At 68.8% G+C, this 20,866-nt stretch carries 17 protein-coding genes; 8 read left to right on the top strand and 9 right to left on the bottom strand.

The features are described 5' to 3' along the window. The first annotated feature begins 198 nt into the window (after window positions 1-198). Both pabB and ACGTNF_RS16100 read left to right on the top strand, forming a co-directional pair. Complete coding sequence (gene pabB / locus ACGTNF_RS16105; RefSeq protein ID WP_394602523.1) at window positions 199-1,569, top strand: aminodeoxychorismate synthase component I; 1,371 nt, start codon at window positions 199-201, stop codon at window positions 1,567-1,569. Between the two features lie 170 nt (window positions 1,570-1,739). Continuing rightward, on the top strand, window positions 1,740-2,360 hold the full coding sequence (locus ACGTNF_RS16100; protein WP_016853817.1) for a phosphoadenosine phosphosulfate reductase domain-containing protein: 621 nt from the start codon (window positions 1,740-1,742) through the stop codon (window positions 2,358-2,360). A 173-nt stretch (window positions 2,361-2,533) separates the two neighbouring features. Here the strand turns inward: ACGTNF_RS16100 and cysB are convergent, their stop codons facing one another. Then, window positions 2,534-3,505, bottom strand: coding sequence for an HTH-type transcriptional regulator CysB (gene cysB / locus ACGTNF_RS16095; protein ID WP_016853816.1), 972 nt, complete (start codon window positions 3,503-3,505; stop codon window positions 2,534-2,536). 240 nt (window positions 3,506-3,745) lie between these two features. On the opposite strand from cysB, the gene trxA reads away from it, so the two are divergent. Then, window positions 3,746-4,069 carry a thioredoxin gene (gene trxA, locus ACGTNF_RS16090; protein ID WP_016853815.1) on the top strand — a complete coding sequence of 108 codons (324 nt, stop codon included), beginning with the start codon at window positions 3,746-3,748 and terminating at the stop codon, window positions 4,067-4,069. Between the two features lie 65 nt (window positions 4,070-4,134). On the opposite strand, the gene ACGTNF_RS16085 is transcribed toward trxA, so the two are convergent. After that, a complete protein-coding gene (locus tag ACGTNF_RS16085; protein ID WP_394602522.1) occupies window positions 4,135-5,250 on the bottom strand; it encodes an AI-2E family transporter in 1,116 nt (371 codons plus the stop codon). A 171-nt stretch (window positions 5,251-5,421) separates the two neighbouring features. On the opposite strand from ACGTNF_RS16085, the gene ACGTNF_RS16080 reads away from it, so the two are divergent. Continuing rightward, complete coding sequence (locus ACGTNF_RS16080; protein ID WP_394602521.1) at window positions 5,422-6,225, top strand: SIMPL domain-containing protein; 804 nt, start codon at window positions 5,422-5,424, stop codon at window positions 6,223-6,225. Window positions 6,226-6,471: 246 nt separating this feature from the next. Here ACGTNF_RS16080 and serS read toward each other — a convergent pair whose 3' ends face one another. After that, a complete protein-coding gene (serS, locus tag ACGTNF_RS16075; RefSeq protein ID WP_394602520.1) occupies window positions 6,472-7,749 on the bottom strand; it encodes a serine--tRNA ligase in 1,278 nt (425 codons plus the stop codon). A gap of 168 nt (window positions 7,750-7,917) precedes the next feature. On the opposite strand from serS, the gene ACGTNF_RS16070 reads away from it, so the two are divergent. The 3 genes from ACGTNF_RS16070 (at window position 7,918) to ACGTNF_RS16060 (ending at window position 13,277) form a co-directional block, all read left to right on the top strand. Then, window positions 7,918-11,109, top strand: a complete 3,192-nt coding sequence (locus ACGTNF_RS16070; protein WP_394602519.1) for an FAD-binding and (Fe-S)-binding domain-containing protein — start codon at window positions 7,918-7,920, stop codon at window positions 11,107-11,109. 37 nt (window positions 11,110-11,146) lie between these two features. After that, window positions 11,147-11,347, top strand: a complete 201-nt coding sequence (locus ACGTNF_RS16065; RefSeq protein WP_394602518.1) for a DUF2905 domain-containing protein — start codon at window positions 11,147-11,149, stop codon at window positions 11,345-11,347. A gap of 103 nt (window positions 11,348-11,450) precedes the next feature. Continuing rightward, complete coding sequence (locus tag ACGTNF_RS16060) at window positions 11,451-13,277, top strand: cation:proton antiporter (protein ID WP_394602517.1); 1,827 nt, start codon at window positions 11,451-11,453, stop codon at window positions 13,275-13,277. 82 nt (window positions 13,278-13,359) lie between these two features. On the opposite strand, the gene eat is transcribed toward ACGTNF_RS16060, so the two are convergent. The 3 genes from eat to ACGTNF_RS16045 all read right to left on the bottom strand — a co-directional run bounded on the left by eat (window position 13,360) and on the right by ACGTNF_RS16045 (window position 17,084). After that, window positions 13,360-14,775 (bottom strand): ethanolamine permease, encoded by a 1,416-nt coding sequence (gene eat, locus ACGTNF_RS16055; protein WP_394602516.1) that lies wholly within the window; start codon window positions 14,773-14,775, stop codon window positions 13,360-13,362. A gap of 78 nt (window positions 14,776-14,853) precedes the next feature. Then, window positions 14,854-15,678 carry an ethanolamine ammonia-lyase subunit EutC gene (eutC, locus tag ACGTNF_RS16050; protein WP_394602515.1) on the bottom strand — a complete coding sequence of 275 codons (825 nt, stop codon included), beginning with the start codon at window positions 15,676-15,678 and terminating at the stop codon, window positions 14,854-14,856. Beyond that, the gene (locus ACGTNF_RS16045) at window positions 15,675-17,084 is read right to left on the bottom strand and encodes an ethanolamine ammonia-lyase subunit EutB (RefSeq protein ID WP_394602514.1); all 1,410 of its coding nucleotides are present in this window, start codon (window positions 17,082-17,084) and stop codon (window positions 15,675-15,677) included. Before ACGTNF_RS16045 ends, eutC begins: the two co-directional genes overlap by 4 nt. A 228-nt stretch (window positions 17,085-17,312) precedes the next feature. Between ACGTNF_RS16045 and ACGTNF_RS16040 the strand changes: the two genes are divergently transcribed. Then, window positions 17,313-18,224, top strand: coding sequence for a helix-turn-helix domain-containing protein (locus ACGTNF_RS16040; RefSeq protein ID WP_394602513.1), 912 nt, complete (start codon window positions 17,313-17,315; stop codon window positions 18,222-18,224). Between the two features lie 75 nt (window positions 18,225-18,299). On the opposite strand, the gene trpC is transcribed toward ACGTNF_RS16040, so the two are convergent. From trpC to ACGTNF_RS16025, 3 genes are read right to left on the bottom strand one after another with little or no spacing between them, the layout of a single operon-like run. After that, window positions 18,300-19,106 carry an indole-3-glycerol phosphate synthase TrpC gene (gene trpC, locus ACGTNF_RS16035; protein WP_016853804.1) on the bottom strand — a complete coding sequence of 269 codons (807 nt, stop codon included), beginning with the start codon at window positions 19,104-19,106 and terminating at the stop codon, window positions 18,300-18,302. A 21-nt stretch (window positions 19,107-19,127) separates the two neighbouring features. Next, on the bottom strand, window positions 19,128-20,147 hold the full coding sequence (gene trpD / locus ACGTNF_RS16030; RefSeq protein WP_394602512.1) for an anthranilate phosphoribosyltransferase: 1,020 nt from the start codon (window positions 20,145-20,147) through the stop codon (window positions 19,128-19,130). Between the two features lie 32 nt (window positions 20,148-20,179). Then, on the bottom strand, window positions 20,180-20,761 hold the full coding sequence (locus ACGTNF_RS16025) for an anthranilate synthase component II (protein ID WP_394602511.1): 582 nt from the start codon (window positions 20,759-20,761) through the stop codon (window positions 20,180-20,182). Window positions 20,762-20,866: the final 105 nt, after the last annotated feature.

Raw genomic sequence — 20,866 nt, 5'->3', positions numbered from 1 at the left:
GGCACTCTAGCCAGTGCCGTCTCAGGGGTCAATACGCGCCATGATCGCACCTATCCCCCTTTGGTTGTAAACAACCCGGCGCGTCGCCCCGTCCAACGACGCCGGCAGGGACACCCCGTCGTCGAGCGACCATGCGGCGACGGGACAAAGCCCCTCGTGGCGCCTAGAATGTGCCGCCTGACGAGGGAAACCGCATCGATGACATCACCACTCGAGATCACCCCCCATCCCTATCGGGACGCTCCCCTGGCCGCCTTCGCCGCCCTGCGCCATCGTCCCGGCGCCGTGCTGCTCGACAGCGGCCGCCCCGCCGCCCCGGGTGGCCGCTACGACATTCTCTCCTGCGACCCCCTGAGCGTGCTGGAGGTCGACGCCGAGGGCCGCTGCCACGGCGATGATGCGCCCACGGACCTGGCGCCCTTCGACGCCCAGCGAGCCCTGCTCGAGCGGCTACCGCGCGACGTGCCCGCCAGCGAACTGCCCTTCCTCGGCGGACTGATCGGCTACTGGAGCTACGACCTCGGCCGCTGCCTGGAGCCGATTCCCGGCAGTGCCCGCCCCGCGGCCGAGCTGCCGGCGGCCCGGGTCGGCCTCTATGACTGGGCGCTGATCCAGGATCACGACCGCCGGGAGGCCTGGCTGGTCGCCACGCCGGAACGCCGCACCGAGGTGCTGAGCTGGCTGGACGCGGCGGCCGACGCTCGAGACGCTCCCCAGGCCCACGACGGCGGGTTCCGGCTGACCGGCGAGTTCGCGGCGGAGATGAGCCGCGACGACTACCTGGCCCGCTTCGACGCCGTGCAGCGCTACATCCGCGCCGGGGACTGCTACCAGATCAATCTCGCCCAGCGCTTCAGCGCGCCCTACGAGGGCGACCTGTGGACGGCCTATCGCCGCCTGCGCCAGGCCACGCCAACGCCCTTCTCCGGCTTTTTCGAATGGGGCCAGCAGGCGATCCTGTCGATGTCGCCGGAGCGCTTCTTGCACTGCGCCGAGGGCCGGGTGGAAACGCGCCCGATCAAGGGCACCCGGCCTCGGGGCGCCACGCAGGAAGAGGACCGCGGGCTGGCGGAGGAGCTCACGGCGAGCGTCAAGGATCGCGCCGAGAACGTGATGATCGTCGACCTGCTGCGCAACGATCTGGGGCGGGTATGCCGCCCCGGCACGGTGCGAGTGCCCCAGCTGTGCGGGCTGGAAAGCTACGCCAACGTCCATCACCTGGTCAGCGTGGTGACCGGCGAGCTGGCCGAGCAGCACTCGCCCCTGGCACTGCTGGCCGCCGCCTTCCCCGGCGGTTCGATCACCGGGGCCCCCAAGGTGCGCGCCATGCAGATCATCGACGAACTGGAACCCTCGGCGCGCAGCGCCTACTGCGGCAGCCTCGGCTACGTCGACGTGCGCGGCCACATGGACACCTCCATCGCCATCCGCACCGCCGTGGCCGACCGCGGCCGGCTGCACCTGTGGGGCGGCGGCGGCCTGGTGGCGGACTCCGAGGGCGAGGCGGAATACACCGAGACCCTGGACAAGATCCGCCATCTGATGGCGGCGCTGAGCGACCCCGACTGACGCCTCCCGAGAAGCCCTCGCCCACCCCGCCAGAACAAGCCGTCACGGAATAAAGAAATCCGCCTTTAATTCTTAGCGGAATAAACACCCAAGCAAACGGTATTGGGGCCGCTCATGGCGGCTCTGCTAGGGTAGCGTCAACGAGAACACCATCATTCTGGGAGGCGCTCATGGAGCCGCAACTCGACGCCATCAATCGCGACCTGGGCCAGGACCCCGAGGCCCTGATCCGCTGGGCCCTGGAACAGGGGGCCCGACCGATCGTCACCACCAACTTCCGCCCCTTCGAGGCGGTGATCCTGCACATGGTCAGCCAGGTGCGCCCGGACATCCCGGTGGTATGGATGGACCACGGCTACAACACCGAGGCCACCTACCGCTTCGCCGATGCGGTGGTGAAGCAGCTCGGCCTCAACCTGGTCAGCTACATTCCGCGTCGCACCCGGGCGCACCGCGAGGCCGTCGAGGGCCCCATGCCGGGCATCGACGACCCGCGCCACGAGGCCTTCACCGAAGAGGTCAAGCTCGAGCCGTTCCATCGTGCCCTGAGCGAGATGGCCCCGGACGTCTGGTTCACCGCGCTGCGCGCCGAGGACACCCCGGAGCGCGCCAAGATGGACCCGGTCAGCCGCAACGCCGACGGCCTGCTGAAGATCGCCCCGCTGCTGCACTGGAGTGCCCGCGACATGTACCAGTACCTGGAAGCCCACGGCCTGCCCAACGAGTTCGACTACTTCGACCCCACCAAGGTGGAAGAGAAGCGCGAGTGTGGCCTGCACCTGCAGCATTGACCGACCGTGAACGCCAACGCCGGCGCCCGTCCATCTGGACGGGCGCCGGCGTTTTATTGGACTTAACGCCCCCGACCGGTGCGTGGCACTGGTGAAGGGCCGGCCTCCGGGCCTCCGCCGGACAGCCGACGCGCGGCTCGACCCTTGAGCTCAAGCGGCGAGGAAGCCTGCCCTCAGCGCACCGGCAGCTCGATGTCGTCGAACAGCGCCTGCTCGTGACGCGGCCCGGCGGCCAGGGCGGCATCGACCAGCTCGCGATCCAGATGATCGGCGAAGCCCTGCAGGAAGTCGTACATGAAGCTGCGCATGAAGGTGCCGCGGCGGATGGCGATCTTGGTGGTGGAGCTCTCGAACAGGTGGCTGGCATCCAGCGCCACCAGATCGCCATCGAGCTCCGGATCCACCGCCATGTGGGCGACGATGCCCACCCCCATGCCCAGTCGCACATAGGTCTTGATGACGTCGGCGTCGGCGGCGGTCAGTACCACATTGGGCGTCAGCCCCTCGGCGCGGAAGGCATCATCGAGCTGCGAGCGGCCGGTGAAGCCGAACACGTAGGTCACCAGCGGGTACTCGGCCAGCGCTTCCAGGGTCAGCGACTCCAGCGCCGCCAGCGGATGATCGCGGGGCACCAGCAGGCAGCGGTTCCAGCGATAGCAGGGCAGCAGCACCAGGTCGTTGAACAGCTCCAGCGACTCGGTGCAGATGGCGAAATCGGCCTGCCCTTCGCTGACCATCTGGGCGATCTGCTTGGGCGTGCCCTGCTGCATGTGCAGGGCGACGTCGGGATACTTGCGGGTGAAATCGCGGATCACCGGCGGCAGCGCGTAGCGCGCCTGGGTATGGGTGGTGGAGATGGACAGGCTGCCACGCCGCTCGTCGCTATGCTCCTGGGCGACGTGCTTGATATTCTCAGTGAGGCGCAGCACCTGGCCGGCCAGGTCGATGATCGCCTGCCCCGCCGGGGTGACCCGGGTCAGATGCTTGCCGCTGCGGGCGAAGATCTCCACGCCCAGCTCGTCCTCGAGCAGGCGGATCTGCTTGGAAATGCCCGGCTGCGAGGTATAGAGACTCTGGGCGGTGGCAGAGACGTTGAGATTGTGACGCGAGACTTCCCAGATATATCTCAGCTGCTGAAGCTTCATGCCTGCCTCTCCCCCTGGCTTGCCCGGCCGCGTAAAGACCATTGTGAAATAAGAATATCATCCATAATTACTTTATAGCATAGCAGACCGACCGACACACGCCCGGGGACGAGACACCACGCTGAAACGCGGGATTTGCCAGCATCCTAACCGACCGCTAACATCGAGCCACCCAGCATGCCCGAGAGCATGCCCAGACCATCCGCGCATGATGCGCAATGCAGTAATTGGAGAATCCCCATGGCCAACAACGTCGATGTCACCAATGCCAACTTCGAGCAGGAAGTGCTCAACGCCGACACCCCGGTGCTGCTGAAGTTCTGGGCCCCCTGGTGCGGCCCCTGCAAAGTCATGGCACCGGTCGTCGACGAGGTCGCCGAGGAACGCGACGGCAGCCTCAAGATCGTCAGCATCAACGTGGATGACGCCCCGGAAATCGCCGCCGAACAGGGCGTTCGCGGCGTGCCCACGGTTATGCTGTTCAAGTCAGGCGCCAAGGTCGCTTCCCTGGTCGGCGCCCAGTCCAAGTCCCAGCTGACCCAGTTTATCGACCAGAACGCCTGATCGATCGACCCCAGGCTGCGGTCTCCACGACGCCCCGGCTCCGGCCGGGGCGTCGTCGTTTGGGGTCAGTCGTCGCCGCGGTCCCGGCCCTTGCTCTGACGACGCTCGGAGGGGGGGCGATTGGCGGTCTCGAGAGGCGCGCTGCCCGATCCCAGCAGGTGGGCGATCCAGCGCGTCTGGGGATGGCTGTCCAGGGCGATCTTCAGGGTCATGGTCAGCACCACCGACAGCAGCATGCCCACCGCGCCGAAGATCCAGCCCCACACCACCAGCGACAGGAAGGCCACGAAGGTGGAAAGCCCCAGGGCACGCCCCATGACCCGCGGCTCGACCAGGTTGCCGAGCACGAAGTTCACGCCCAGATAGGCCCCGCTGAGCATCACCGCCTTGACCACCCCGCCCTCCGGCGACACCAGCAGCAGCATCACCGGCGGCACCGCGGCGATGGCCGAGCCGATGTTGGGGATATAGTTGAGGGCGAAGGCCAGCACCGCCCACAGCAGCGGGAACTCCACGCCGATCAGCCTGCAGGCCAACCAGATCAGCGCCCCGGTGGCCAGGCTGATCACCGTCTTCACCGCCAGATAGCGCTTCAGGGTCAGGCTGAACTCCTGGAAGCGACGCAGGCTGGGCGCCGGGTTGACCAGCGCCCGGGAGACCTTGTCGCGGAAGTTCAGCGTCTCGAACATCAGGAACATCACCAGCAGCGCCACCACCACGCTCTGCATCATCAGGTTGCCGACCTGGCCGAGCACCGTCGGGAGCCAGTCGCCGAGCTGCTGGGCGTCGATCAGCTCGGCCAGTCGATCGGTGTCGATCGCCAGCCCCAGGCTGGCCAGTCCGTCGAGCAGGCTCAGATAATACTGATTAAGCTTCTCCTCGATGCCCGGCAGGGCATCGACGAAGGTGCCGACGCTGTTGACCAGTAGCAGGCCCAGCAGCGAGATCAGCCCGCCGATCACCACCAGCGTCAGCCAGACCGAGAGCCGCAGGCCGAGGCCCAGCCGGTTCAGCCAGTGCACCGGCCCGGTACAGACCACGGCGATGAACAGCGACAGCAGCAACGGTACCAGCAGGCTGGACCCCAACCGCATGCCGGCGACGATCACCACCAGGGCAGCCAGCGCCAGCGTCAGATTGAGAGGGATACTGCTCGGGGTATCGTTCTCGGGTGCCGCCATGCCGCCCACTCCACCATTGAAAGGACCGCCATCATGACGCCTGGCGCCCCGCCACACAACGCGGCGCGGTGGCGCCAACGTGCAAGCTCGAAGGAAACGGCCGGCGCTCAGGAACCCGGGCGCGTCTGACGGCTCAAAGCGGACGAAACCCTCGCCAACAAGGAAGACATCATGCACCTCGACCGCCATTCGCTTCGCCCTGGTGCCCGCCTGTCCGGCGGCCTGCTCGCCCTGACCCTTGCCACGCTGCCGATGGCCGCCGCGGCCAATGGCCAGCCCGCACCGCATCGCCTCGACGTCCAGGCCCGCGCCGAACTCGAGGTGGTGCCGGACCAGGCCACGCTCAGCGCCCGGCTGTGGGAGCGCACGCCGGCGATCGCCCAGCGCGACGCCAGCGGCGGCGACGCCCTGGCGCTGAGCCAGGCCCGCAGCCAGCTCGAGGAGCGCGCCGCCACGCTGATTCAGGCCCTCGAGGCGGCCGGCGTCGAGCGCGATGCCATCAGTGCCGGCTCGCTGCGCGTGCAGCCCGAGAGGATTCGCGAATCCAGCGGCCCCGACGGCGAGACCGAGACGCTCGCGCGCACCCGCCTCGAACGGCCCTTGAAAGTCGAGATCCACGAGCTCGACCGCCTGCCGACGATTCTCGACGCCCTGACCGAGGCCGGCGTCGACGCCCTCGACGGCGTCACCTACGATCTCGCCAACCGCGACGCGGCCACCGACGAGGCCCTGAGCCAGGCCCTTCAGCGCGCGAAACACAAGGCCGAGCTGATGGCCGACACTCTCGATGTAACGCTGGGCGACGTGCTGTCGGTCAGCGAGAACCAGGCGCCGGTCTTCCAGCCGCGGATGATGGCGATGAGCGCCGACGCGCGGGAAAGCGGCGGCGCCACCGAGTACCGCCCCGGCACCCTCTCCATCGACGCCGCGATCAGCGTCGGCTGGGAGATCGAGGGGCCACAGGGTGAGGAGTGAGGCGTAAGGAGTAAGCTGCAAGCTGCAAGCTGCAAGCTGCAAGCTGCAAGCTGCAAGCTGCAAGCTGCAAGCTGCAAGCTGCAAGCTGCAAGCTGCAAGCTGCAAGCTGCAAGCTGCAAGCTGCAAGCTGCAAGCCAGGAGCATGAAATCGTCCGCCGCAAAAGAAAACCCCGAAGGTGGAAGCCTTCGGGGTTTTCTTGTCGCTCGGCGCTCGGCGCTTGTCGCTCGGTGCCTACCGCTCGGTGCCTAGACGTTGATCGTCTCGACACCGCCCATATAGGGCCGCAGCGCCTCGGGCACCGTGATCGAGCCGTCGGCGTTCTGATGGTTCTCCATCACCGCGATCAGGCAGCGGCCCACGGCCAGGCCGGAGCCGTTGAGGGTGTGCAGCAGCCGCGGCTTCTTCTCGTCGGGATGACGGAAGCGGGCCTGCATGCGACGCGCCTGGAAGTCCTCGCAGTTGGAGACCGAAGAGATCTCGCGGTAGGTGTCCTGGCTCGGCAGCCAGACTTCCAGGTCGTAAGTCTTGGCGGCACCGAAGCCCATGTCGCCGGTGCACAGGGTCACCACGCGGTACGGCAGCTCCAGCGCCTGCAGCATCGCCTCGGCGTGGCCGCGCATCTCCTCCAGGGTGTCGTAGCTGGTCTCGGGCTCGACCAGCTGCACCATCTCGACCTTGTCGAACTGGTGCTGGCGGATCATGCCGCGGGTATCGCGGCCGTGGGAGCCGGCCTCGCTGCGGAAACACGGCGTGTGCGCGGTCAGGCGCATCGGCAGCCGCTTGTGCTCGAGGATCTCGTCGCGGGCGAAGTTGGTCAGCGGCACCTCGGCGGTGGGGATCAGGCGATAGCCGCGCTCGTCCTCCAGGCGGAACAGGTCATCGCCGAACTTGGGCAGCTGGCCGGTCCCGTACAGCGAGTCGTCGTTGACCATGTAGGGGACGTAGCACTCCTCGTAGCCGTGCTCGAGGGTCTGCTTGTCGAGCATGAACTGCGTGAGGGCGCGGTGCAGGCGAGCGATGGTGCCGCGCATCACCGCGAAGCGGGCGCCGGTCAGCTTGGACGCCAGATCGAAGTCGAGCTGGCCGGTCCGGGCGCCCAGATCGACGTGATCGCGGACCTCGAAGTCGAAGCCGCGCGGCGTGCCCCAGCGGTGCAACTCGACGTTGTCGTCTTCGCTGTTGCCCTGAGGAACACTCTCGTGGGGCAGGTTCGGCAGGCCACTGACCTGCTCGTCCCATTCGGCCTGCAGCTCGGCCAGGCGCGCCTTGGCGGCGTCCAGGCGCTCGCCCAGGTCGCTGACCTCGTCGAGCAGCGGCTGGATGTCCTCGCCGGCGGCCTTGGCCTTGCCGATCGCCTTGGACCGGGTGTTGCGCTCGTTCTGCAGGCGCTCGGTCTCGGCCTGAAGCTCCCGGCGCCGGGATTCGAGGTCGGCGAGACGAGCGGTATCGAGGGCAAAGCCCCGGGTGGCCAGTCGTTGGGCGACCATCTCGAGGTCGCCGCGCAGCAGTTTGGGATCGAGCATGGAATCCGGTCCGTCGCAGTCGGTGAAATCAACAAACGCAAGGCGGCCATTGTAGGCAAAAGCCCGCCCCGGCGCCACGCGCCAGGATGCGTGTCGCGGCCCGTCGCGGTACAGTAGGGATTCCTTCTCCCCTGCCGTGCGCGGCAGCGACAGCGACCGAAAAACGCCATGATCGCCAGACTGGACACCGGGCGCCTCAGCGCCTCCGACCGTTCCGACGCCCCCTACCTGCATTTCCTCGAGGCCCTGAAGGACGCCGGCTTCGAGGGCGAGATCGCCCCCGACTACGCCAACCGCACGGTGCTGGCCACCGACAACTCGATCTACCAGCGCCTGCCCCAGGCGGTGCTCTATCCCAGCAACGCCACCGATCTCGAGCGCCTGGCCCGGCTGGCCGCCCGCGACGAGTTCCGCCGGGTGGCGCTCGCCCCCCGCGGCGGCGGCACCGGCACCAACGGCCAGTCGCTCACCGACGGCCTAGTGGTCGACGTCTCCAAGCACATGAACGCCATCCTCGACATCGACGTCGAGGCGCGCCGGGTGCGCGTCCAGGCCGGCGTGGTCAAGGACCAGCTCAATGCCGCGCTCAAGCCCCACGGGCTGTTCTTCGCCCCCGAGCTCTCCACCTCCAACCGCGCCACCCTCGGTGGCATGATCGCCACCGATGCCAGCGGCCAGGGCAGCTGCGAGTACGGCAAGACCCGCAACCATGTGATCGAACTCGACAGCGTGCTGCTCGGCGGCGAGCGCCTGGTCACCCGCCCGGTGGACGACGACGAACTCGAGGCGCTGTGCCAGCGCGACGACGCCGTGGGCCGGGTGCATCGCATGGCCCGCGAGATCATCGACACCGAGCGCGAGCGCATCCGCGACACCTTCCCGCCGCTCAACCGCTGCCTGACCGGCTACGATCTCGCCCATCTGCGCACCGAGGACGGCAAGTTCGACCTCAACAGCGTGCTGTGCGGCGCCGAGGGCTCGCTGGCCTTCACCAGCGAGGCGGTGCTCAACGTGCTGCCGATCCCGAAGCATTCGACCCTGGTCAACGTGCGCTACGCCGGCTTCATGGATGCCCTGCGCGACGCCAAGGCCCTCATGGCCAGCAGCGCCTCTCCCACGTCGATCGAGACGGTGGACGACAAGGTGCTGGGCCTGGCCCAGCAGGACTTCGTGTGGGACAGCGTCGGCGAGTTCTTTCCTGACACCGGCGACACGCCGACCCACGGCATCAACCTGGTCGAGTTCAACGACGACGATCCCGAGCGCCTGAGTGAGCGGGTCGCGGCCTTCTGCGAGCACCTCGCCCAGGACGACAGCGTCACCCGCCTGGGCTACACCCAGGCCGTGGGCCGCGCGGCGATCACCCGGGTCTACGGCATGCGCAAGCGCGCCGTGGGCCTGCTCGGCAACGTCCAGGGCGAGAAGCGCCCGCTGCCCTTCGTCGAGGACACCGCGGTGCCGCCGGAGCAGCTGGCCGACTACATCGCCGAATTCCGCGCCCTGCTCGACGCCCGCGGCCTGGCCTACGGCATGTTCGGCCACGTCGACGCCGGCGTGCTGCACGTGCGCCCGGCGCTGGACATGAAGGACCCGGCCCAGGAGGCGATGATCCGCGAGATCTCCGACGAGGTCGCCGCGCTGACGCAGAAATACGGCGGCCTGCTGTGGGGCGAGCACGGCAAGGGCGTGCGTTCGGAGTACGCCCCGGCCTTCTTCGGCCCGCTCTACCCGAGCCTGCAGCGGCTCAAGGGCGCCTTCGACCCGCATAACCAGCTCAATCCGGGCAAGATCGCGACGCCGCTCGCTGTTTCCACGCCGCCCGAAGACTCGGGTAGGGCTCCCTCGGCAGAGAGCGAGACCTCGGAAGCCGAGAACGACGACGAGCAGGCCGTGAGGTGGGTCGACCCGGGGCTTTTGGCCATCGATGGGGTGCCGACCCGCGGCCAGCATGACCGCCGGATCGACGAGCGGGTCTGGCAGGCCCACAGCGACGCCGTCTACTGCAACGGCAACGGCGCCTGCTACAACTACGATCCGGACGACGCCATGTGCCCGTCGTGGAAGGCCACCCGCCAGCGCATCCATTCGCCCAAGGGCCGCGCCAGCCTGATGCGCGAATGGCTGCGCCTGCAGGGCGAGGCCGGCGTCGACGTGCTCGAGGCCTCGCGCGACGCCCGACGCGGCGGCGCCTGGGGCGCGCTCAAGGCCTTCCCCGGCAAGCTGAAGAACACCCTGGCCAAACGCCGCGGCGAGGACGACTTCTCCCACGAGGTCTACGACGCCATGGCGGGCTGCCTGGCCTGCAAGTCCTGCGCCGGCCAGTGCCCGGTGAAGGTCAGCGTGCCGACCTTCCGCTCGCAGTTCCTCGAGGTCTATCACGGCCGCTACCTGCGTCCGCCCCGCGACTACCTGATCGGCGGGCTGGAGTTCATGATGCCGGCGCTGTCCCGCGTCGCGCCGCTCTACAACGCCGCCCTGGACAACCGCTGGATCAGCCGCCTGCTGGCAGGCCCGGTGGGCATGGTCGACAGCCCCCGGCTGTCCCGGGCGCGCCTGGACAAGCAGCTCGAGGCCTGGGGCGTGCCCGAGGCCACGCCGACATCGCTGGGCCGACTCACCGAGACGCAGAAGGCCAACAGCGTGGTGCTGGTGCAGGACGCCTTCACCAGCCACTTCGAGTCCCGGCTGGTGATGGACGTGGTCGAGCTGCTCGAGCGCCTCGACGTGCGGGTGTTCGTCGCGCCCTTCGCGCCCAACGGCAAGCCGCTGCACGTGCAGGGCTTCCTCGGCGCCTTCGAGCGCACCGCCGAGAAGCAGGCCGAGCGCCTGCGGGCGCTGGCCGAGGCCGGGGTGCCGCTGGTCGGCATCGACCCGGCGATGACCCTGACCTACCGCCAGGAGTACGTGAAGGCGCTGGGCGCCGAGGCCGTGCCCGAGGTGCAGCTGCTGCCCGAATGGCTGAGTGAGCGGTTGGCAGAGCGCGCGCCCGAGCTGGCACCGCAGGGCGCCCGCCTCGACGACCCCGGCTACCGGCTGCTGGCCCACTGCACCGAGAAGACCAACGCCCCGGGCACGCCCAAGGCCTGGCAGCGGCTGTTCGCCGCCTTCGGCCTCGAGCTCGAGGTGGTCGCCACCGGCTGCTGCGGCATGTCCGGCACCTACGGTCACGAGGCGCGCAACCTCGAGACCTCGAAGACCATCTACGCCCAGTCCTGGCAGCCCAAGGTCGAGGACCCGGCCAACGCCGGCCGGCTGCTGGCCAGCGGCTACTCCTGCCGCAGCCAGGCCAAACGCCTCTCGGACGCCGCCCTGCCACATCCGCTGCAGGGGCTTCTGAGCGCGCTCAAGCGGGCCACCTGAGCGCGGCCGCACCTCACCCCGGCCCGGAGGAGAGATCATGTCACGCACGCCGATCGTCATCGGCCTGCTGCTGGTCGCCGCCGGGCTGCTGTGGCCCTGGCTCGGCCGGCTGCCCCTGGGGCAGCTGCCGGGCGATATCCTGATCCACCGCGGCCACACCCGCTTCTACTTTCCCCTCACCAGCATGCTGCTGATCAGCGCCATACTGTCGCTGCTGCTGTGGCTTTTCCGACGATGACGCGTTATCGACGTGATTCATCGCTTCCATCGATTGCATGTCGGGGTCGGCAGCGCTAGTCTGCGCGCCCTTTAAGCTAACCCTGACGAGAGAGCGAACGACCATGGAGCATGCCGGTTTCGACCTGGCGATGATCGGCCTGCTGGCGCTGATCTGCCAATGGCTCGCCTGGCAGCTGAAGCTGCCCGCCATCCTGACGCTGCTGGTCGCCGGCATCGCCGCCGGCCCGGTCACGGGCCTGCTGAGACCCGATGCGCTGTTCGACGAGCTGTTGTTCCCGCTGGTGTCACTGGCGGTGGCGGTGATCCTGTTCGAGGGCAGCCTGACGCTGAACTTCCGCGAGCTGGGCGGCCACGGCCGCACGGTGCGGCGGCTGGTAACCTGGGGCGCGCTGATCACCGGCGTCATCGCCACGGTCGCGGCACGGCTGCTGCTAGGCCTCTCCTGGGAGATGGCCAGCGTGCTGGGTGCGCTGCTTGTGGTCACCGGCCCCACGGTGATCCTGCCGATGCTGCAGACGCTTCGCGCCCGCGAGCACCTGACCCAGATCCTGCGCTGGGAAGGCATCCTGATTGATCCCATGGGCGCCATCGGCGCGGTGCTGGTCTACGAGTTCGTGGCCCTGGGCGCCGGCGGCGAGGCGGCCACCCATACCCTGGCGCTGTTCGGCCAGACGGCGCTGATCGGCTTCGGTCTGGGCATCGCCGGCGGCTACTGCTGGGGCCTCATGCTCCGCCACCACTGGCTGCCCCACCAGCTGCACAGCTTCGGCACCCTGATGCTGATGCTGACGCTGTTCACCGTGTCCAACCAGCTGTTCCACGAGTCGGGCCTGCTGACGGTGACGGTGATGGGCGTGTGGATGGCCAACATGCGCGGCGTGCCCACCCGCCCCATCATCGAGTTCAAGGAAACCCTCTCGGTGCTGCTGATCTCGGGGCTGTTCCTGCTGCTCGCCGCACGGCTGACCGTGGAACAGCTGGCGCTGCTGAACTGGCCGGCCTGGGTCTTCCTGCTGGTGCTGGTGGCCGTCGCCCGGCCGCTGTCCGTGTGGCTGTGCACCCTGGGCAGCGGCCTGGCGTGGCGCGAGAAGGCGCTGCTGGCGTTCATCTCGCCGCGCGGCATCGTGGCCGCCGCCGTGGCCTCGCTGTTCGCCCTGCGCCTCGAGGAAGAAGGCATGCCCGGCGCCGAGATGCTGGTGCCGGTGACCTTCCTGGTGATCATCAGCACCGTGGTCAGCCAGAGCCTGCTGTCGCGCCCCCTGGCCCGCTGGCTGGGCGTTCAGCGCCCCTCCCCGAACGGCGTACTGATCATCGGCGCCAACGCCGTGGCGCGTCAGCTGGCCTGCACCCTGCGCGACGCCGGCGTCAGCGTGGTGCTGGCCGACAGCAGCTGGGACGCCATCCAGCTGGCCCGCAACGAGGGCCTGACCACCTACTACGGCGACCCGCTCTCCGAGCACGCCGCCCAGCACCTGGAGCTCAGCGGCATCGGCTATCTGCTGCCGCTCTCGCCGTACCGGGAGCTCAACGACCTGGCGGCGCTGCACTTCGAGCACCTGCTGGGCCGTGACCGGGTCTTCCGCCTGGCGGTGGACGAGGGCCGGCGCGGCAACCGCCCCCAGGGCCAGGCGCTGGACCACCTGCCGCTGCTGTTCGGCCGCGACGTGACCTTCGCCAAGCTGTCGCGCCTGGTGGCGGAGGGCGGCGAGGTGCGTCTGGAACGCTGCGGCGAGAAGTTCCGCATGGAGCCGCAACGCCAGGCTCACGCCGGTCGCTGGCTGCCGATGCTGTGCATCGGCCCGAGCGGACGACTCAGGATTGCGACCGGCGAGACCGGCCTGTCGCCCAAGCGCGGCGACACCCTGATCAGCCTGGTCTATGCCGACTCGCCCAGGCACTCGCTGCAGACGGTGGCGAGTCCGATCTAGGCGCCATCGTCTCTGCTGCCCACTCACGCAACGGGGCCGCCCAGATGGGCGGCCCCGTTGCGTTGGCGGCAGGTCCTCACGCTCAGCCGACAGGGCTGGTCTCGAGGCTCTCCTCGGCGTCCGCCACCAGCGCGAACTCCTCGTCGGCGGTCTTCGCCACCAGGGTGTTCCTGCTGTACAGGAAGAAGTAGGCCGCGCCGACCGCGAACAGCCCCAGGGTGTAGATGAAGGCCCGCGGATCGAAGGCGTACACGCCGGACAGCGCCACCAGCGACAGCACCAGCGCCACGCCGGAGGTCAGGATGCCACCGGGCGTCCTGTAGGGGCGCGCCAGCTCCGGACGCTTCAGGCGCAGCAGGATATGGCTCAGCGCCATCAGCGCGTAGGACACGGTCGCGCCGACCACGGCCATGCCCAGGATCAGGTCGCCCTCGCCGCTCAGCGATACCAGGAAGCCGAACACCCCCGGCACCACCAGCGCCCAGGTCGGCGCCTTGCGGCGGCTGGTCAGCGACAGCATCTTCGGCAGATAGCCGGCCCGCGACAGGGCGAACACCAGGCGGCTGTAGCCGTAGATGATCGAGAAGAAGGAGGCGACCAGCCCGGCCAGGCCCAGCACGTTGACCAGGGTGGCCAGCGTCGGATGATCGGCGGCCTTGAGCGCGTCGACCAGCGGCACGCCGCTTGCGCCGATGGCGCCGGCCCCGGCGGCCCCGGCCAGCAGCACCACCACCAGCACCGCCGTGACCAGCAGGAACAGCATCGCGCCGATGATGCCGCGGGGCACGTCACGGGCCGGATTCTTGGCTTCCTCGGCGGCCAGCGGCACGCCCTCCACCGCCAGGAACAGCCACATGCCGAACGGCAGCGCGGCCCACACCCCGGCCCAGCCGAAGGGCAGGAAGGCGCTGGCGCCGGCGGCGTCGGTGGGCGCGATGTCGAACAGGTTGCGGGCATCGAAGACGCCGAACAGCGCCAGGGCGGTGGCCAGGATGGCGAACACCGCCAGGCCGCTGATCACCATCATCACCTTGAGCGCCTCCCCGGCACCGGTCAGGTGAATGCCGATGAACACCGCGTAGAACAGCGCATAGACCGCGGGGCCGTTGAGCCCCAGCAGCTCTTCCACCGCGGCACCGATGAAGATGACGATGGCCGCCGGCGCCAGGGCATATTCGATCAGCACCGCCAGCCCGGTCAGGTAGCCGCCGGCCGGTCCCATGGCCTGGCGGGCGAAGCTGTAGCCGCCACCGGCGGCGGGAATCGCCGCCGACATCTCGGCCAGCGACAGCACGAGGGCGAAGTACATCAACCCCATCAGGCCGGCGGCGATGACGAAGCCGCCCCAGCCCGCCTCGGCGATGCCGAAGTTCCAGCCGGCGAAATCGCCGGAGATCACGTAGGACACGCCGAGGCCGGCCAGCAGCAGCCAGCCGGCGCTGCCCTTCTTCAGCTGTCGCTTGGCCAGGTAGTCCTGGTCCAGGTTCGCGTCGTTCATCGAGTCACCTTTGCGCTGTTGTTATGCAATGTCGTTGGAGGTCGCGATGGAGCATGGCGGGTGCGACACCCGCCGGTATCAGGAGATCAGGAAGTTCTGGACGCCGCCCGAGGACTCGATGACGTCGTCCTGGGTACGATCCTTGAGCTGTACGCCGGACAGGCCCTTGGCCCGCGCTTCGCGCAGCAGGTACATCAGCCGGCGGCTGGCCTCGTCGAAGACGAAGCCCGCCGGGCGCACGTTGGAGATGCAGTTGCGGGCGGCATCGTTCAGCCCGATCCGCGGTCCCCAGGTCAGGTAGAGGCCGAGGCTGTCCGGCGAGCTGAGCCCCGGACGCTCGCCGATCAGCACCAGCACGGCGCGCGCGTTGAGGCCCTCGCCGATCTCGTCGCCGATCGCCACCCGACCCTGCTCGACCACCGTCAGCGGCGCCAGCGACCAGTCCTGGTCGTCCTCGGCGAGCCGCCGGATCAGCGCCTCGAGGAAGGGCGGCGCGTTCTGCTGCACGGCCAGCGACGACAGCCCGTCGACCACGGCGATGGCCAGATCGACGGCGGGACGCGGCGCCTCGTCGGCCTCGGCCAGCCGCTCGCGGGAGGCCTCGTCGAGGCGCCGACCCAGGTCCGGACGCTGCAGGTAGGTCTCGCGGTCGGCCGCCAAGCTGTGCAGGCGATGGATCGGCCGGCCGGTCTTCAGGCCGTCGAGGTCACGGCACAGCGCCTCGACGTCCAGCGGCAGATGCACGGCGTCCTGGGCGCGGGCATGGGCCAGCTGGAACTCCAGCGAGCGCCGGGTGGGCAGGCTGGTGCCGGCGCGGCCGAGTCCGATGCGCGCGTCGGTGAACTCGCGCAGCCGATGCCAGGGATTGTCGATGACGCCGTGGGCCGGAATCGCATCGTTCATCGGACACCTCCCTCGGGCAGGCGGCTCAGCGGACGGGCGAAGGCGTCGGGCAACCGGCCGCTGGGGCGATGGCGGGCCACGTCCTCGAAGATCGCCATCTTGTCGAGCCAGCGTTCGAACTCCGGGGCCGGTGACAGGTCGAGCACCCGGCGCGCGTAGAGGGCGTCGTGGAAGGAGGTGGTCTGATAGTTGAGCATGATGTCGTCGGAGCCGGGGATGCCCATGATGAAGGTGCAACCCGCCGCGCCCAGCAGCGTCAACAGATTGTCCATGTCGTTCTGGTCGGCATCGGCGTGGTTGGTGTAGCAGATGTCGCAGCCCATGGGCACGCCGAGCAGCTTGGCGCAGAAGTGATCCTCGAGGCCGGCGCGGATGATCTGCTTGCCGTCGAACAGGTACTCGGGGCCGATGAAGCCGACCACGGTGTTGACCAGCAGCGGCTCGAAGTGGCGGGCCACGGCATAAGCGCGGGCCTCGCAGGTCTGCTGATCGAGGCCGTGATGGGCGTTGGCGGACAGCGAGCTGCCCTGCCCGGTCTCGAAGTACATGACGTTGTCGCCCACGGTGCCGCGCTTGAGGCTGCGGGCGGCGTCACGCGCCTCGCCGAGGGTGGCGAGATCGAAGCCGAAGCTCTCGTTGGTGGCCTGGGTGCCGCCGATGGACTGGAACACCAGGTCCACGGGGGCGCCCTGCTCGATCGCCTCCAGGGTGTTGGTGACGTGGGTCAGCACGCAGGACTGGGTGGGGATCGAGTACTTCTGGATCACCTCGTCCATCAGCGTCATCAGCTTGATGCTCTGGGCGACGTTGTCGGTGGCCGGATTGATGCCGAGCACCGCGTCGCCGTTGCCGTACAGCAGGCCGTCGAGAAGGCTGGCGGCGATGCCGGTGGCGTCGTCGGTGGGGTGATTGGGCTGCAGCCGGGTGGAGAGCCGCCCGGGCAGGCCGATGGTGTTGCGAAAGGCGGTGGTCACCCGGCACTTGCGGGCGACGAGAATGAGGTCCTGGTTGCGCATGATCTTGCTCACCGCGGCGGCCATCTCCGGGGTGATGCCGGCACGCGCCCGGGCGATCGTCTCGGGCGTGGCGAGATCGCTCAGCAGCCAGTTGCGGAAGTCACCCACCGTCAGGTGTCGAATCGGCGCGAAGGCATCGGCGTCGTGGGTATCGACGATCAGGCGGGTGATCTCGTCCTCGCCGTAGGGCACCAGATGGTCCTCGAGGAAGGTCGAGAGCGGCAGCTCCGCCAGCGCCATCTGGGCCACCACCCGCTCCTCGGCGGAGTCGGCGATGACCCCGGCCAGCCGGTCGCCGGAGCGGGCCGGCGTGGCCTTGGCCATCAGCTCGGCGAGACTGTCGAAGCGATAGTGCCGGCTTCCCAGCGTATGGTGATAGGCTTGGGCCATGAGCGTCTCCTGGTCGAGCGTTCGGGCCGCCGCAAGGCGCCGGAACGGAACTTGCTTTTTAAAAGCGTAACGACGACGCTTCGCGGGCGTTATCGTTTTCCGGCAAAAACAGAATAATTAAATTAAAACAACATCTTGCCCCACGGATCACCGCCAGGACCGGGGCAGAAGGAGTGACGACGCGTGCCATCAGAGGGTCGAACCACCGAGCGCGCACCAAGGAAGTGCATGTGGGAGGCATGGGACGCCAACGAACACGCCCACAACCTGACCGACTGGTCCCAGGAGTACGACCAGTTCGGTCAGGGCGGCTTCTATGGCCGCATCGACGAGATCCACCTGCCGGCGATGCAGGTGTTCAAGGAATACACCAGCCATGCGCTGGGCCAGCAGTGCAACGTCTGGCCGGACTCGCTGTGGATCGGCATCCCCGCCGCCGCCGGCGACTGCCGCATCAACGGCCACCGGGTCGGCGAGCGGGAGATCATGTGCCAGCCCGGCGGCCACGACTTCGAGCTGGTCACCCCGGATGCGTTCGACATCTACGGGCTGGTGGTCGGCCGCGAGTGGCTGGCCAGGGCGGGCGGCGCGGCGGCACGCCCGCTGCTGGACGCCGATCCGGAGCGGCTGATGCGCCTGCAGCTGCCGCGCCAGACGCGCCAGGCCACGACCTTCCTGATCGAGCGCCTGCTGGGCCTCGAGGGCGAAGGACTCGAGCCCCGGGTGCATCAGGACATCCTCGGCCTGGCGCTGCAGGAGATCCTGCGCGAGGAGACGCCCAACACCGAGCGGCCACCCAGCTATCGCCACCGCCGCCGGGTCGTGGATCGCGTCCGCGACCACCTGGAGAGCGGCGCGACGCCGCCGGTCAGCCTCGAGGAACTGTGCGAAATCGCCCACGTCAGCCAGCGTACCCTGCGCTACAGCTTCACCAGCATCCTCGGCGTCAGCCCCATCCAGTTCCTGCGCCTGACGCGGCTCAACCGGGTGCGCCGTCGCCTGTGCGAGCCCGAGGCCGAGACCACGGTGAGCCAGGCGGCCGCCGACTGGGGCTTCTACCATCTGGGGCAGTTCGCCCGGGACTACCGCCGGCTGTTCGGCGAATCGCCCTCCGCCACCCTGGGCCGGCACCGCCACTGACGCAGCGACACGCCCTGAAACGACGACGCCCCCGGCGATGGCTCGCCGGGGGCGTCGTGCTGCGTCGAAGTCGCGCTAGTAGAACAGGCGGCGCAGCGCCTCGCCGGGATCCTCCTCGCGCATGAAGGCCTCGCCCACCAGGAAGCCGTGGACGTCATGCTCGCGCATGCGCAGCACGTCGTTGCGGCTGTGGATGCCGGACTCGGTGACCACGGTGACGCCGGCGGGGATGCGCGGCAGCAGGTCCAGGGTGGTCTCGAGGCGGGTCGCGAAGGTGTGCAGGTCGCGGTTGTTGATGCCGACCAGCGCCAGGTCCAGCGCCAGGGCACGCTCCAGCTCGGCGGCATCGTGGACCTCGACCAGCACGTCCATGCCGAGCTCGGTGGCCTGGCGGTGCAGGTCGGCCAGCCGGGCGTCGTCCAGGGCGGCGACGATCAGCAGGATGCAGTCGGCGCCGATGGCCCGCGCCTCGCTGACCTGATAGCCGTGGGTGATGAAGTCCTTGCGGATCACCGGCAGCGAGCAGGCCTCCCGGGCCTCGACCAGGAAGTCCTCATGGCCCTGGAAGAAGTCGGCGTCGGTGAGCACCGACAGGCAGGCGGCCCCGCCCGCGGCATAGCTGGCGGCGATCTCGGCAGGACGGAAGTCCTCGCGGATCACGCCCTTGGAGGGCGACGCCTTCTTGACCTCGGCGATCACCGCCGGGTCGCCGTCACGCATGCGCGCGTCGAGGGCGGCCACGAAGCCGCGCGGCGCGGACTGCAGGCCGGCCAGGCGCAGCAGCTCGTCCTCGGACACGGCCTGGCGGCGCTCGGCGACCTCGGCGTCCTTGCGCGCCAGGATGCGGGTCAGGATGGTCGGAGTAGCGGTAGATGCGGTCATCAATCGATCCTGGGCGGGTGACTACTGGGCGAAGACGCGAGTGAAGTTGGCCAGCTCCTTGAGCTTCTCGCGGGCCAGCTTGCAGTCCTGGGCGTCCTGCGCCAGGGCCACGCCTTCCTTGAGGGTATCGGCGACGTCGGCGGCATACAGCGCCGCGCCGGCGTTGAGCGCCACGATGTCCGCCGCCGGGCCCTCGCCGATCAGCGCCTGCTCCACCAGCCGCAGGCTGTCCTCGGCGGTCTTCACCTTGAGGGCGCCGAGGTCGTGGCGGGCGATGCCGAAGTCCTCGGGGGCGATGGTGTACTCGTGGATCTCGCCGTCCTTGAGCTCGGCGACCTTGGTCGGCGCGGCCAGCGAGATCTCGTCGAGGCCGTCCTCGGCGCACACCACCAGCACGTGCTCGCTGCCCAGGCGCTTGAGCACCTCGGCCATCAGCGGCACCAGCTCGGCGGAATAGACGCCGAGCAGCTGGCGACGGGCCCCGGCCGGGTTGGTCAGCGGGCCGAGGATGTTGAACAGGGAGCGCACGCCCATCTCGCGCCGCGCGGTGATGGCATGGCGCATGGCGGGATGGTGGTTGGGGGCGAACATGAAGCCGACCCCCACGTCCTCGATGCAGCGCGCCACCTGGTCGGCGTCCAGGTCGAGGCCGATGCCGGCCACGGCGAACAGGTCGGCGCTGCCCGACGACGATGACACGCCGCGGTTGCCGTGCTTGGCCACGTGGGCACCGGCGGCGGCGGCGACGAAGCTCGAGGCGGTGGACACGTTGAACAGGTTGGCCCCGTCACCGCCGGTGCCGACGATGTCGACCACGTTCTCGGCGTGCAGCGTGACCGGCGACATCAGCTCGCGCATCACCTGGGCGGCGGCGCTGATCTCCTCGGGGGTCTCGCCCTTCATCGCCATGCCCATCAGGAAGGCGGCGATCTGGGCGTCGCTGGCCTCCCCGGTCATGATGGCGGTCATCAGCGCATGGGTCTGGTCGAAGCTCAGGTTCTCGTGGCGCATCAGGGCACCGAGGGCTTCCCGCATCTGCATGGCCGTCGTCTCCTTGTGGCAGTGTCAGCGATTCAGCGACGCTTGAGAAAGTTGGCCAGAAGCTCATGGCCCTGGCGGGTCAGGATCGATTCCGGGTGGAACTGGACGCCTTCGATGTCGAGCTCGCGGTGGCGCATGCCCATGATCAGGCCCGGGGTCACGTCGTCCTCGTCGGTCCAGGAGGTGACCTCCAGGCAGTCCGGCAGGCTGTCGCGATCCACCACCAGCGAATGGTAGCGGGTGACCTCCAGCGGGTCCTCGAGGCCCTCGAACACGCCGAGGCCATGGTGGCGGATACGCGAGGTCTTGCCGTGCATCACCTGCGGGGCGCGGTCCACCCGGCCGCCGAACACCTGGCCGATGGCCTGATGGCCCAGGCAGATGCCGAGGATCGGCAGGCGGCCGGCGAAGTGGCGGATCGCCTCCATGGAGATGCCCGCCTCGTTGGGCGTGCAGGGCCCCGGCGACACCACCAGGTGGCTCGGCGCCAGCGCCTCGATCTCCTCCAGGGTGATGGCATCGTTGCGATGGGTCACCACCTCGGCGCCGAGTTCGCCGAGGTACTGCACGACGTTGAAGGTGAAGCTGTCGTAGTTATCGATCATCAAGATCATTTCGGGCCTAAGCTCCTGATTCTATTCAGTCCGGCGACTCTACCACCCGGATCGTACTCACAATCCTACTCACAATGCCCGAATCAACCCCTTGCGAGCCGGCAG

Source organism: Halomonas sp. B23F22_10 (assembly GCF_043496975.1).
GTDB classification, from domain to species: domain Bacteria; phylum Pseudomonadota; class Gammaproteobacteria; order Pseudomonadales; family Halomonadaceae; genus Halomonas; species Halomonas smyrnensis.
Note: the sequence above shows the minus strand (reverse complement) of the source record. Positions and strands in the feature narration are given on the sequence as shown.